Genomic DNA, 14,125 nt, shown 5'->3' with positions numbered 1-14,125 from the left:
GCGCGATTTCGGCAGCGATTGTGCCAGCCGTCCACATGTAGGAATTCGCCGGGCACAGCGCCAGCTCCTTCGCCGCGAAGGCGGCGGCGAATTCCTTTTTCAGGTACAGCATCCAGTCGGTCTCGCCGGTGGTGTCGAAGTAATGGCAACCGGTGGCGAGTGCTGCCTCCACCACTGGCTTGCCAAGTTGCATGAACGGGCCAACAATGTTGAGCACCACCTTCTTGCCGGTGAACAATTCCGTCAGCGCGGCGGTGTCGTGCGTCACGCTCACGCACTGATAGTCATGGCCCTTCAGCTCGGGGATTTTCTCCATCTCCGAGGCAAGGCGCTCGGCATTGCGCCCGGCGGCGATGAAGGGAATGCCGCGCTTCGCCAGTTTCCAGGCCGTGAGCTTGCCCGTGTAGCCGCTGGCGCCGTATAGCACCACTTGATAATTGGTAGCCATTTTCTTGACGTCTCCGTTTTTTTTAATGAAAGCGCGGGTTACAGCAGGTCGGGATTGGTGAGGTAGTAGCCACCCTTGATCGCCAGGATCTCGTTGCAGCCATCCTCGATCAGAGACGCACGCGCGTCGCGCAGGATTTTCTCGATCGGGTAGGCGCGGGTCAGGCCGTTGCCGCCGAAGATTTGCAGCGCGTCGTTCGCGACTTCAAAAGCGGTTTGCGTGCCGGTGACCTTGGAGGTCATGGCGGCGTGCAGCGCCGGCTGGGCGGCCGCGAAGTTGTAGTGGGCTACGCGGCGGCCGAGGGCGCAGGAGGCCTCGACCTTGCGGAACATGTGGAACAGGCGGTGCGCGACCGACTGGTGGCGGATGATCGGCACGCCGCCCGCCTTGCGCTCATGCGCGTAGGCATGGGCGAGGTCATAGGCCGAGCGCGCGCAGCCGGTGAACACGGCACCCATCAGCGTGTTGGCGAAGCTATGAACGGCGTACACGGCGGCCTGGTACTGCTCCGGCCCGGCGAGCAGATGCTCCTTCGAGAGATGCACGTCGTCGAAGAAGATCTCGCCCTGGTTCAGCGCGCGCTGGCCCATCTTGTCCAACGGCTTGCCGCGGCTCACGCCCTTGGCGTCGCCGGGCACGATGACCACCGCGCCGTTCTGCGTGCTCGGGCCGGAACCCGTATCCGCCGCGGCGTACAGGATGCACACCTGGCCGATGGTGCCGTTGGACACCCAGGCGGATTTCTGGCCCTTGATGATGATCTCGTCGTCCTTGATGGTGACGACGCAGTTGGGCCGGCCGTAATTGCCCTGCGGGTGGGCGATCATGCGGTTCGGGTCGAGCATGTCGGTGCCGTGGTCGGGCTCGGTGATGCCCCAGCAGCCGAGCTTGCCAACGGTGAGGTTGCGGCAGAATTCATTGCCGAGCACGGTGCTCATCAGCTCCGCCAGCATGCCCGCGCCGATGCTGATCGCTAGGCCGGAATCGCCCCAGCCCAGCTCCTCGAACAGGATGCACATGATGCGCGCGCGTTCCGCGGGCTCAAAGGAGAGCAGGCTCTCCACGTTGAAGCCAAGTGCTGCGAATTGCTGCAGGGCGCCCCAGAGCGGGGAGTCCGCGGCGATCACCTGTTCCGGCGTCATGCGGTCGAGCGCGATGCCTACCGGGCGCAGGACATCTGTGGCGAAGCGCCGGGCCGTGGCCTGCACGGCGGCGGCGGCGTCGGTGAAGTCAGGCTCGGCACCCAGCGGCGTCAGCGGGACCGATGCAAAAGCTTGCATGGTTGTCATGTTTTTTCTCCTTGGACCGTTTGAACTCCGTGCCCGTGTTCTTGCTTGGGTCTGTCACGGGCAGTGATCCGAACACTAAGAGCCACGTTTGGCGGCCTCCATCACCCGGCACTGCGGTGCTGGTGGAACCGTTGGGGGGGTGGCGGGGGATGCGGCGGGGGAGTGCGGTTCAGATGGCGCTCCCGGAACAATCTGCTAGACTGCCATGGAGGGTGGACTTCCAAGGCGTCAAAAATTGAATAATTTCGTCCGCAGTAAGCTGAGTTTCATGCGTAGCCCGCATGGGCTGATCGAGAGGGAGCGCCTGGCGCCGGTGCGCGATGCCGCGGCGCGGGCGCGTCTTGTTACGCTCACCGCGCCCGGCGGGTATGGCAAGACCTCGCTCGCCGCCGCCTGGGCCGCGCATTGGCAGGAGCAGGGGGCACGCTGCGCCTGGCTGAGCCTGGAGCCCGATGACGACGTGCCGGCGCGCTTTCTGTTCGGTCTGACACAGGCGCTGCGCGGCCTGGGCCCCGGCATTGGCGACGCGGCGCAGGCCGTGCTGGCTGGCGCCTCCCTGGCGGCGCCACGGGCGGTGATGTCCATGCTGATCGGCGATCTTGAGCAGATCGAGGATGAAATGTTCCTCGTGCTCGATGATTACCAATGGATCCATGACGCCTCGATCCACGATGCGGTGGCGTTTTTGCTGCTGCACGCCCCGGCGCATCTGCACCTTGTCATTACCTCGCGCACCCGCCCGGAACTGCCTCTGGCCCGCCTGCGCGCGCTTGGGCAGTGGCTGGAGCTGGATGTCGCGGATCTGCGCTTCGATGAAGACGAGACCAGGCGGTTCCTGCAGGCCACCAGCCCGCAGGCGCCGACCGCCGCGCAGGTGCGGCATTTACATGAGCATACCAATGGCTGGGTGGCCGCTCTGCGCATCGCCGCCTTGGGCGCCAGCGGCGCCGGGGCCGTGGACGTGCAGGTCTCCGGCGCCTCGCGCGCCTTCGCGCATCTGATCGAGGACATGCTGGAGAACCTGCCCCCCGCCACGGTCCTTTTCATGGCGCGCACTTCGGTGCTGGATTACCTCAATGCCGGGCTGTGCGAGGCGGTGACCGGCGCCGCCGACAGCGCCGCGCTGCTGGAGCAGATGGCGCAAAGCTATCTGCTCGTCGAGCCGCTGGACGGTGAAGGCCGCTGGCTGCGCTACCACCAGCTGCTGCTGGATTACCTGCGCGGCAAGCTGATCCAGCGCTTGCAGCTTGACCCGGTGGAATTGCATCGCCGTGCCGCCCAGTGGTTCGCTGATCATGCGATGTGGACGGATGCGGTGCGCCATGCGCTCGCCGCGGGCGATAACGCCCAGGCCCTGGAATGGCTGGTGCATTGCGGCATGGCACTGGTGAAGAAGGGCGATCTGATGACGCTGCTGGCCTGGCGCCGCGCTTTTCCGCCGGAGTTGCTGCGCAAGCAGCCGGGCGTGCAGGTGGCGGTGGCCTGGGGCCTCACCCTGGCCATGCGCTATGGCGACGCGGAGCCGGTGCTGAGCGAGGTTGAGCAGGACGAAACCTCGCCGGGTGTCCTGGCCCAATGCCAGGCGGTGCGCGCCGTCGCCGCCGCGTTGCAGGATGATTCGCAGCGCGCCTTGCAACTCGCCGAATCCTGGCGGACGCGCCAGGGCGTGTCCGATGCCTGGACGAGCAATGTCATTTCCAACGTGCTGCGCTTTGCCTATTGGAAAGCCGGGCGCTGGGCGGATGTCTATGAACAGCCCTGGGTGCCCTATTCGCTTGAGGACGATGCGCGCAACGTCTTCTCCACGGTCTATCGCGAGATGCTGCTCGGCTACGTGGAGCTGGAGCAGGCCCGGCTGGGCGTGGCCGGGCGCCATGCGCGCGAGGCCCTGCGTCTGGCCGAGGTGCATAGTGGCCCTTGCTCGGTCGCCGCGGCATTGGCGGCCCCCCTTTGGGCGATGATCGCCTACGAGCAGGGCCAGTCCGAAGCCGCGGAGACAGCGCTGACGCCGCTGCTGCCGCTCATCGACAACACCGGCATGCTGGAGAGCGTGCTGCAAACCTATCTGGTGCTCGCCCGCATCGCGCGCGGGCGTGGCGATCCGGGGCACGCCTATGGCTTGCTCGAACATGCCGAATCCATTGGCTATAACCGCAGCTGGGACCGGCTGGTGAGCGCCATGCTGCTGGAGCGGCTGCGCTGGCTGGCGGCCGATGGCCGCTTCGACGAAGCCCGTGCCTGCGGCGTGCGCCTGGGCCGGCTGGCCATGACCCATACAGGCACGGAGCGCTGCGCGCGCACGGACCTTGGCATTTACCGCGATTGGGGACAGGCGCACCTGGCGTTGTTCGACCAGCGCGCCGCCGATGCGGTCAGTGGCTTTGCCCGGCTCTATGCCGAGGCGCGCGAGCTTCGCTTTGAATACCGGTCCCTGGCGCTGGGCGTCTCGCTGGCGCTGGCGCACATGGCGTGCGACGACCGGAGCGCCGCCTTCAGCGTATTGCGCGAAGTGCTGCAAGGCGCGCAGCGCAGCGGGGCGGGCCGTAGCATCCTCGATTTCGGCGCGGATGTACGGACCATGCTGTCCCGCTTTCTGATCAGCGATCAGCGCGATCCAGCCTTGGCGCCTTACGTGCAGCGCCTGGTGGCTGACCAGGCCGCCGCCGTGCCCGTGCCATCCGGCAGCACGGAGACGGCGCTGACGGAGCGCGAACGCAGCGTGCTGGTGCTCGTGGCTCTCGGGCAATCGAACAAGGAGGTGGCGCGGGAGCTGAACATCTCGTCCGAGACGGTCAAGACGCACCTCAAGAACATCTTCTTGAAGCTGGACGTGCAGCAGCGCTGGCAGGCCGTGGCGCTGGCGCGGTCGCTCGGCTTCCTTGAGGCTGGATGAGGGATGTCACTCCTGCTCGTGCAAAAGCCGCACGAAGGTGGAGAGAACCAAATTGGGATGACGGCTGCGCAGGGTGACGGCCTGATACTCCACGGTTTGGCCGTAGAGATCGGGCCTTATCGCCCGCATCAGGCCCGGCACTTCCCATTGGCGCGCATAGTGTGTGGGCAAAAACCCGATATAGCAGCCGGTGAGGATCAGGAACGCCACGCCTTCGCGGTCGGCGGCGGTCGCGGTTACCCGGAGTTGCGGCGTGCCGGCCAAGCCGGAAGGCGCCACGGCATCGGCTTCGGCGATTGCGGCCTCATCCAAATCCTGATCGGGGCGGGCAAAAAAAGGATGTTCCGCAGCGCAGTACAGATGGGATACCTCATCATAGAGGGGCAGCTCGCTTAGACCAGGCAATGTCCGCCCGGCTGGGATGATCCCGACATGAAGCTGGCCGTCCAGCACGCCGCGCTCAATCTGGCTGGGCGGGATCATCCGGATATTCACCCTGACATCCGGTCCCTGGGTCTTCAGGGCGCGCAAGGCCCGGGTCACGCGCATGCGCGGCGAAGTCACCAGATTGTCAGTGATCCCGATATTCAGCTCGCCCCGCAGATGGGCGTGGACGGCGTTTAGCTCGGTGCGGAAATTCTCCACGGCCGCCATCAGGCGCAGCAGGGCGTCGTAGACTGCCTCCCCCTCGTCGGTCAGCCGGAACCCGGCCCGGCCGCGTTGGCACAGGGTCAGGCCCAGGCGCTGTTCCAGGTCCGCCATGTGCTGGCTGATCGCGGGGCGCGAGATGTTGAGCTCCGCTTCGGCGGCGCTGAAGCCACCGCATTCCACAACGGTGCGGAAGATGCGGAGCAGCCGGAGGTCGGCTTCATTCAGGCGGGCGGGGAGGGACATGCGTAAGTAATATCATAACTAAGCATAATCAAGTTTAGATTTATTGGACCAAATTTACCGCGTAGCTTCCCCTCAACCACACCACCCAGATAACGGGAGCACAGGCGTATCATGTCACCCTATGATTCGAACGACGCAACGGCCCGCCAAGCGGCAGCCGGCCTCAGCCGGGACGAACTGAACGCCTATTGGATGCCGTTCACGGCCAATCGCGAATTCAAGAACAACCCCCGCATGATGGTGGGGGCTGAGGGTTGCCATTTCATCGACGGCAAGGGCCGCAAGGTGTTCGATAGCCTCTCCGGCCTGTGGTGCACCGGCTTCGGCCATGCCCGGCCCGAAATCGTGAAGGCGGTGAGCGAGCAGATCGCAGCACTCGATTTCGCTCCCAATTTCCAGTTCGGCCATCCGCTGGCCTTCCGGCTTGCCAACAAGGTAGCCGGCATGGCGCCGGCGGGGCTGGACCATGTGTTCTTCACCAATTCCGGCTCCGAGTCGGCCGATACCGCCCTGAAGATGGCCCGGGGCTATTGGCGCCAGAAGGGAATGGCCTCCAAGACCCGCGTGATCGGCCGCGTGAAGGGCTATCACGGCGTGAATTACGGCGGCACCAGCGTGGGCGGCATCGTCGGCAACCGCAAGCTGTTCGGCTCGCTGGGCGATGTCGATCATCTGCCCCACACGCTGCTGCCCGAGAACCGTTTCTCCAAGGGCCTGCCCGAGCACGGTGCCGAGCTTGCCGACGCGCTGGAGGAACTGGTCGGCCTGCATGACGCTTCGACCATCGCGGCCGTGATTGTCGAGCCCTTCTCCGGCTCGGCCGGCATGGTCGTGCCGCCCAAGGGCTATCTCCAGCGCCTGCGCGCGCTGTGCAGCAAGCACGACATCCTGCTGATCTTCGACGAGGTGATCACCGGCTTCGGCCGTGCCGGGGGCAATTTCGCTGCGCAGGTGTTCGGCGTCACGCCGGACATCATCACCTGCGCCAAGGGGCTGACCAACGGCACCGTGCCGATGGGCGCCGTGATCGCCTCCGCGGACATCTACAACACCTTCATGGCGGCGGGCGGCCCCGAGTATCTGGTGGAATTCCCGCATGGCTACACCTATTCCGGCCATCCGGTGGCCTGCGCTGCCGGCCTTGCCGCCCTCGACCTGTTCGAGCGTGAGAAGCTGGCTGACCGCGTGAACGAGATGGCGCCGGTCTTCGAGACTCTCCTGCACGGCCTCAAGGGGCTGAAATACGTGGCCGATATCCGCAATTTCGGCCTCGCCGGCGCGGTGCAGATCGAGGCGGCACCCGGCGAGCCCGCCCGCCGCCCGTGGGAGATTTCCATGAAATGCTGGGAGGCGGGCTACTACGTGCGCTACGGTGGCGATACGCTGCAGTTTGGCCCGCCCTTCATCGCCGAAAAGAGCGATCTGGAAGGCCTGATGAACGCCGTTGCCGACGCGATCGCCTCGCTGGCCTGAATCGAAGGAAGACAGAAGCATGACGACTCCCATTGCCCACCTGATCAACGGGCAGATCGTGTCCTGCCCCCAGGCCCGCCTGCAGGACGTGTTCGATCCCGCCACCGGCGCGGTCTCCGGCCAGGTTGAGCTGGCCTCCAGTGCCACCGTCGAGGCCGCGATCGCCTCCGCCGAGGCCGCCTTTCCGGCCTGGCGCGACACGCTGCCGCTCAAGCGCGCCCGCATCCTCGCCCGCTTCCAGCGCCTGCTGGAGGAGCGCGCCGACGAGATCTGCGCCGCCATCACCGCCGAGCACGGCAAGGTGACCGAGGATGCCCGCGGCGAGTTGACCCGTGGCATCGAGAATGTCGAATTCGCCACGGGCATCCCCGAACTGCTCAAGGGCGAGCATTCCAAGAATGTCGGCCCCCGGATCGACAGCTGGTCCGAATTCCAGCCGCTGGGCGTGGTGGCGGGCATCACGCCGTTCAACTTCCCCGCCATGGTGCCGCTGTGGATGTACCCGGCCGCCATTGCCTGCGGGAACTGCTTCGTCCTCAAGCCCTCCGAGCGTGACCCCAGCGCTGCCCTGCTCATCGCCCAGATCGCGCTGGAGGCGGGTGTTCCCCCCGGCGTGCTGAACGTGGTGAACGGCGACAAGGAGGCGGTGGACACCCTGCTGACCGACCCGCGCGTGCAGGCCGTCAGCTTCGTCGGCTCCACCCTCATCGCGCAGCATATCTATGCAACCGCCAGCGCCCACGGCAAGCGCGTGCAGGCGCTCGGCGGCGCCAAGAACCACGCGGTCATCATGCCTGACGCCGATCTCGATAACGCCGTCAGCGCCCTGATGGGGGCGGCCTATGGCTCCTGCGGCGAACGCTGCATGGCGATCTCGGTGGCCGTGGCCGTGGGCAACGAGGTGGCCGATCAGCTGGTGGAGAAACTGAGCGCAGCACTTGGCCGCCTTGCCGTCGGGCCCGGCTCCGATGGCACGTCCGAGATGGGCCCGCTGATCAGCAAGCCGCATTTCCAGAAGGTGCGCGGCTATGTCGATGCCGGTGTGGCCGAAGGCGCCAAGCTGGTGGTCGATGGCCGCACCCTGACGGTGCCCGGTCATGAGCGGGGCTATTTCCTGGGTGGCTGCCTGTTCGACCACGTCACCCCCGAGATGACCATCTATAAGGACGAGATCTTCGGGCCGGTGCTGTGCGTCGTGCGCGTGCCCTCGCTGCAGGAGGCGATGGACCTCATCGACGCCCATGAATACGGCAACGGCACCTGCATCTTCACCCGTGACGGCGAGGCCGCCCGCTATTTCACCGACCTCATCAAGGTCGGCATGGTGGGCGTGAATGTGCCGCTGCCGGTGCCGGTGGCCTATCATAGCTTTGGCGGCTGGAAGCGCTCGATGTTTGGCGATCTCGCCGCCTACGGGCCTGACGCGGTGCGCTTCTATACCCGCCGCAAGACCATCAGCCAGCGCTGGCCAGCCGGTGGTGTGCGCGAAAAAGCCCAATACGCGTTCCCGGCATGAAGCGGGATTGGAGAATCAGATGACTGAATTTCAGCGGCTCCATCAGACCCGCGACGAAGCCCCCGGCGCCGGAACGCTCTTTGCAGCCATCTGCGACATGAATGGTATTTTGCGCGGCAAGCGCCTGCCCTTGGCGAAACTAACCAAAACCCAGGCCGAGGGGATTCGAATGCCGTTGTCTTCCATCGGCGTCGATATCTGGGGGGTGGATGTGGCCGGCACCCGCCTGACCCTGGAGCAGGGCGACCAGGACGGCCTGTGCCTGCCTACCGGGCGGGCGCCGGTGGATCTCGGCTGGACCGGCCAGGGCACCAGCCTCTTGCCGATGTGGATGAGGAAAGAGGACGGAACCCCCTATTTCGCGGATGCCCGCTATCTGCTGGCCGATGTTCTTTCCCGCTATCAGGCCAAAGGCCTGCGCCCTGTGGTGGCGACCGAACTGGAATTCTTCCTGCTCGACCCCGGCGAAGGCAGCGTGGCTCCCGCCCTGGACAAGACCGGCACCCCGCCCCGGGCGTTCGACAATATCTACTCCCTTGAAGAGTTAAGCGAGGCTTCGGGCTTTCTCGACGAGGTTTGCGCCATGGCCGCCGCCGCGGGCATCGAGGTGGAGGCTGCCACGTCGGAAGGCGCGCCGCGCCAGTTTGAATTCAATTTGCTGCACCGGCCCGATGCTCTGAAGATCGCCGACGATACGTTGTTTTTCAAGCAGATCATCAAGAACGTGGCCCGCCGCCATGGCGCCCTGGCCAGCTTCATGGCCAAGCCCTACGAGGGCCATGCCGGCAGCGGCCTTCACGTGCATTTCTCGGTCATCGACGAGGCTGGGCGCAACATCTTCGATGACGGCACGGATCGGGGATCGGACCTGATGCTGAGCGCTGTCGCGGGTTTGCTCGACTGCATGGGGGAGCTGACCCTGAGCTGTGCCCCCCATCTCAATTCGTACCGCCGGCTCTGCCCTGGCAGTCTTGCGCCCACCGCAATCGCCTGGGGCTACGAAAACCGCACCTCCGCCCTGCGCATTCCCGCCGGTCCGCAGCAGGCGCGGCGGATCGAACACCGTGTGGCCGGGGCGGATGCCAATCCTTATGTGGTGCTGGCAACCATACTGGGCTCGGCCCTTTACGGGATCGAGGAAAAGCTGACGCCACCGCCGCCTGTCGGGAGCAATGCCCATGCCCTGGGGCTGCAAAGCCTGGCGAAAGACTGGCGGCAGGGGCTGGAATGGTTCGCGGCCTCGCCACGGGTCGGGCGCGTGCTTCATCCCGAGTTCGCGGCGGCCTTTGCCGCCTGCAAGCAGCAGGAGCAGGACGGATTTGCCAGCCGCATGACCGATTTTGAGCTTCTGACCTATCGCCTGTCCGTCTAACCAGCCGCATCGGGGCGCGATGGCGGGCAGGTCATGGTTGCTCCGATGCAATGCCGCTGTAGGTTTCCGGGCTTCCTGCCATCGTCAAAAGGCGCTAGGTTCCGGCTAAGCAATTAAAAGCAAGGAATAGACGCCAGGACCTGATGCCGGACGCAACCGCCGAAGCGAAGTGGTTGGCGTAAATGACCGGTGTGCGTGATCATCTATGATCCCGACGAGGAAGCCGAAGCGTATTCCGAAGACGTTGCTGTTTTTGCTTGCGGGTCAGATCGAGAAAAATCGTCTAGATCGGAGGGAAAAATGGACGAAAATAGTGGCCAGAGCGCCGGAAAATGCCCCGTGATGCACGGAGCGCGCCCTAACGCGACCCTTGGTGGCCGGTCGAACCGGGACTGGTGGCCCAATCAGCTGAATCTCAGGATACTCCACCAGCGCTCTCCTCTGTCCAATCCGATGGACAAGGGCTTCAACTACGCCGAGGCGTTCAAGACGCTTGATCTGGAGGCCCTGAAAAAGGACCTTCATGCGCTGATGACCGACTCCCAGGATTGGTGGCCGGCCGATTACGGCCACTACGGGCCGTTGTTGATCCGCATGGCTTGGCATGGCGCCGGCACCTACCGCATCAGCGACGGCCGCGGCGGTGCGGGCTCGGGCGCGCAGCGTTTCGCGCCGGTGAACAGCTGGCCGGACAATGTGAGCCTCGACAAGGCGCGCCGCCTGCTCTGGCCGATCAAGCAGAAATACGGCCGGAAAATCTCCTGGGCCGACCTCATGATCCTCGCCGGCAACGTCGCCCTTGAGTCCATGGGGTTCAAGACCTTCGGTTTCGGCGGCGGACGCGTCGACATGTGGGAGCCCGAAGAAGACACCTATTGGGGGGGCGAGGATACCTGGCTCGGCGACGAGCGCTATAGCGGCGACCGGGACCTCGCAAACCCCTTCGGCGCGGTGCAGATGGGGCTGATCTACGTCAACCCTGAAGGGCCCAACCGCAACCCGGACCCAGTTGCCGCGGTGCGGGACATAAGGGAGACATTCGCCCGCATGGCGATGAACGACGAGGAGACCGTTGCGCTCATCGCTGGCGGCCACACGTTCGGCAAGACCCACGGCGCGGCCGATCCGGCCAAGTATGTGGCGCGTGAGCCCGAGGGAGCCCCTATAGAGGAGCAGGGCCTGGGCTGGAAGAACAGCTTCGGCACCGGCAAGGGCGGCGATGCGATCACCAGCGGCCTGGAAGGCGCTTGGACCCCCAATCCGATTCAATGGGATATGGGCTTTTTCGACACGCTGTTCGGCTACGAATGGGAGCTGACGAAAAGCCCAGCCGGCGCCCACCAGTGGATCCCGAAGGGCGGAGCCGCTGCCGACGCCGTGCCGGATGCCCATGATCCGTCGAAACGGCACCCCCCGGTGATGCTCACCACCGACATCGCGCTTCGGGTGGACCCGGTCTATGAGCCGATCGCGCGGCGGTTCCAGAAGGATCCGGCGGCGTTCGCGGATGCCTTTGCGCGGGCCTGGTTCAAGCTCACGCACCGCGACATGGGGCCCCGTGCCCGCTATCTCGGTCCGGATGTGCCTGCCGAAGCGCTGCTCTGGCAGGACCCTGTGCCGGCAGTCGAGCATGTGCTGATCGATGAGCAGGACATACGTGGCCTGAAGGCCAGGATCCTGGCCACCGGGCTGCCCATCCCGGAACTGGTCTCGGCCGCCTGGGCCTCGGCATCAACCTTCCGCGGCTCCGACAAGCGCGGCGGCGCAAACGGCGCGCGCATCCGCCTCGCCCCGCAGAAGGACTGGGAAGTCAATCAGCCGGCCCGGCTGGCGAAGGTGCTGGAAACGCTCGCCGGCATCCAGCGGGAGTTCAACGCCGCGCAGACCGGCGGGAAAAAACTCTCGCTGGCCGACCTGATCGTTCTCGGTGGCTGCGCCGCTGTTGAGCATGCGGCGAAGCAGGCCGGTCATTTCGTGGAGGTTCCCTTCACGCCAGGGCGTACGGATGCGACGCAGGCGCAGACCGATGTGGACGCCTTCGCCGTGCTCGAGCCGGTTGCGGACGGGTTCCGCAACTACCTCAAGGCGCCATACGCTTCGTCGGTCGAGGAACTGCTGGTCGACCGGGCGCAGTTACTGACGCTGACGGCACCTGAGATGACGGTGCTTGTTGGCGGTCTGCGCGTGCTGGGCGCCAATTTCGGGCAGTCTAAGCACGGCATGTTCACCAGCAAGCCCGAGACCCTGACGAATGATTTCTTCGTCAACCTGCTCGACATGGGCACGACTTGGCATGCCATGTCGGACGCGGCGGACCTGTTCGAGGGGCGCGACCGCGTAATCGGCGCGGCGAAATGGACAGCCACCCGTGTCGATCTGGTCTTCGGCTCGAACGCGCAGCTCCGCGCCGTCGCGGAGGTCTATGCAAGCCGGGACGCGCAAGAGAAGTTCACGCATGACTTTGTGGCAGCATGGAACAAGATCATGAACCTGGATCGCTTCGATATCGGCTGAGTTCGGCCAATCTCGCCGGAGAGGTGGCGCTTTCCGCATTGCTTGCCTAACTTCCCGGGCGGAGGGCGACCGATGGCGAACGACAAGCAGAAGGCTTACTGGAGCGAGATCGCGGCGCCGAAATGGCTGAGTCTCGGGGGCGCCATGGAAGCCCGGCTCGCGCGGATCAGCGACGCGGTGATCGCGGCAGCCGGACTCAAGCCTGGCGAGCGTGTGCTCGATATCGGGTGCGGTGCGGGCCGCACTAGCCAGGAAGCCGCGCATGCCGTGGGAGAAGCAGGCTATGTGCTCGGTATCGACATCGCCGCGCCGATGATCGAAGCGGCGCGGGCCCATGCTGCGGCAGAGGCTGAAGCGGGCATGGCGCCGGTTGAATTTGCCATCGCCGATGCGCAGACGGAGCGCTTCACGCCGCCATTCGATGTGCTGCTCTCGCGTTTCGGCGTCATGTTCTTCGAGAATCCCACCGCCGCCTTCGCCAATCTGCGCGCGAGCACGAGGCCGGGAGGACGGCTTGTCTTTGCAGCCTGGGCGCCGTTGTCGCTGAATCCGCACTGGGAGATTCCGCTGCGTCTGGTCGAGGCGCTGGTGGGAACAGGCGCGCCCCGCGTGCCGCATGCCCCTGGCCCGCTGGCCTTCGACGATCCGGCCTATGTGCATGACATTCTCTCGGCGGCTGGCTGGCGCGGAGTAGAGGTTCGCGCGGAGGCGGTGTTCCTGCGGGGCGCCTCGCAGGAAGAAGAAGCCAGGGTTGCCTGCTTCATGGGGCCTGCCGGGGCGCTGCTCGACGAGAAAAAGGCCGGCGCCGAGGCCCGCGCCGCCGCCACTGAAGCGGTGAGGGAGGCGCTGCCCGGGTTCGCCGCCATCGCGCCGGATGGAAGTGTCCGGTTGCCAGCAACCATCCAACTGGTAACAGCCTCGGCGCCCTGATCCGGGAGGCGAAGGAAAGAGCGGCTGAGGCGGCGCCTTAACTGCCGCTGTTGTTGTGCTGAACCAGATCGGGCAGTATGCGGCCCTATAGCCATGGCAGTCGATTTAAGCATTTCCAGCGGGCGGATAGCCTTGCGTGGCGCGTTGACGGCGCTGGCGTTGGGGCGGTTATGGCCGCGCGCCTTGCGGGCGGCCGGTGAGGCCGCTGGCAGGCCGCTGGAGATCGACCTCTCCGCCGTGGACAGGCTGGACAGCTCCGGCGCGGCGATGGTTCTGGCCATGGAACGCCGCCATGGCGGCGCGGTGAGCCTGACCGGGATGGACAAAGAGGTGAGCGCGCTGCTGGCCCAGCTGCGCGCGGTGGCGCCGGCAACCCTGGCGCCGATGCGCGCCACAGCCGCGCCGCGGATGGACATCGTCCAGGACCTGCGCGTGAAGATCTCGTTTTTCGGCGAGACGGTGCTGGCGCTGTTCGCTTTGCCTAGCCAGCTGCGCATGCTGCGCCGGGCGGATTTCTTCCGCATTGCCGAACGCGCCGGGTTGCAGGCGCTGCCTTTGGTCCTCACCCTCGGCGTGCTCATCGGCATGATCCTCGCGTTCCAGTCGGCGGTGCCGATGCGCCAGTTCGGCGCGGATCTATATGTCGCGGACCTGGTCACGCTCTCGCTCTGCCGCGAGCTTGGGCCGCTGATGGTCGCGGTCATCCTCGCCGGGCGCACGGGCTCGGCCTATGCCGCCGAGCTGGGCACCATGCAGGTGAATGACGAGATCGCCGCGTTGACGACCATGAACATCA

The 14,125-nt window shown here is 65.6% G+C and carries 10 protein-coding genes; 7 read left to right on the top strand and 3 right to left on the bottom strand.

The window, feature by feature from the left end; genetic code table 11:
* Positions 1-448 (bottom strand): saccharopine dehydrogenase NADP-binding domain-containing protein (locus tag ACLPJJ_RS12380; protein WP_443591279.1); only part of this gene is annotated, 448 nt, incomplete at its 3' end.
* Between the two features lie 38 nt (positions 449-486).
* Positions 487-1,737 carry an acyl-CoA dehydrogenase family protein gene (locus ACLPJJ_RS12375; protein ID WP_443591278.1) on the bottom strand — a complete coding sequence of 417 codons (1,251 nt, stop codon included), beginning with the start codon at positions 1,735-1,737 and terminating at the stop codon, positions 487-489.
* Between the two features lie 268 nt (positions 1,738-2,005).
* On the opposite strand from ACLPJJ_RS12375, the gene ACLPJJ_RS12370 reads away from it, so the two are divergent.
* Entirely contained in the window at positions 2,006-4,630 is a 2,625-nt protein-coding gene (locus ACLPJJ_RS12370) for a LuxR C-terminal-related transcriptional regulator (protein ID WP_443591277.1), read from the top strand.
* 6 nt (positions 4,631-4,636) lie between these two features.
* Here ACLPJJ_RS12370 and ACLPJJ_RS12365 read toward each other — a convergent pair whose 3' ends face one another.
* The gene (locus ACLPJJ_RS12365) at positions 4,637-5,524 is read right to left on the bottom strand and encodes a LysR family transcriptional regulator (protein WP_443591276.1); all 888 of its coding nucleotides are present in this window, start codon (positions 5,522-5,524) and stop codon (positions 4,637-4,639) included.
* Positions 5,525-5,635: 111 nt separating this feature from the next.
* Here ACLPJJ_RS12365 and ACLPJJ_RS12360 point away from each other — a divergent pair, with 111 nt between their 5' ends.
* The 6 genes from ACLPJJ_RS12360 to ACLPJJ_RS12335 form a co-directional block, all read left to right on the top strand.
* Positions 5,636-6,997, top strand: a complete 1,362-nt coding sequence (locus tag ACLPJJ_RS12360) for an aspartate aminotransferase family protein (protein ID WP_443591275.1) — start codon at positions 5,636-5,638, stop codon at positions 6,995-6,997.
* Between the two features lie 19 nt (positions 6,998-7,016).
* A complete protein-coding gene (locus tag ACLPJJ_RS12355) occupies positions 7,017-8,513 on the top strand; it encodes a CoA-acylating methylmalonate-semialdehyde dehydrogenase (RefSeq protein ID WP_443591274.1) in 1,497 nt (498 codons plus the stop codon).
* 19 nt (positions 8,514-8,532) lie between these two features.
* A complete protein-coding gene (locus ACLPJJ_RS12350; RefSeq protein ID WP_443591273.1) occupies positions 8,533-9,885 on the top strand; it encodes a glutamine synthetase family protein in 1,353 nt (450 codons plus the stop codon).
* Between the two features lie 300 nt (positions 9,886-10,185).
* Positions 10,186-12,399, top strand: coding sequence for a catalase/peroxidase HPI (gene katG, locus ACLPJJ_RS12345; RefSeq protein ID WP_443591280.1), 2,214 nt, complete (start codon positions 10,186-10,188; stop codon positions 12,397-12,399).
* Positions 12,400-12,471: 72 nt separating this feature from the next.
* Entirely contained in the window at positions 12,472-13,329 is an 858-nt protein-coding gene (locus tag ACLPJJ_RS12340; RefSeq protein WP_443591272.1) for a class I SAM-dependent methyltransferase, read from the top strand.
* Between the two features lie 93 nt (positions 13,330-13,422).
* Positions 13,423-14,125: ABC transporter permease (locus ACLPJJ_RS12335; RefSeq protein ID WP_443591271.1), on the top strand; the 703-nt coding region annotated here is incomplete at its 3' end.

The organism is Acidocella sp. (assembly GCF_052326845.1).
Lineage (GTDB): Bacteria > Pseudomonadota > Alphaproteobacteria > Acetobacterales > Acetobacteraceae > Acidocella.
This window is presented reverse-complemented; position numbering and strand designations above follow the sequence as displayed.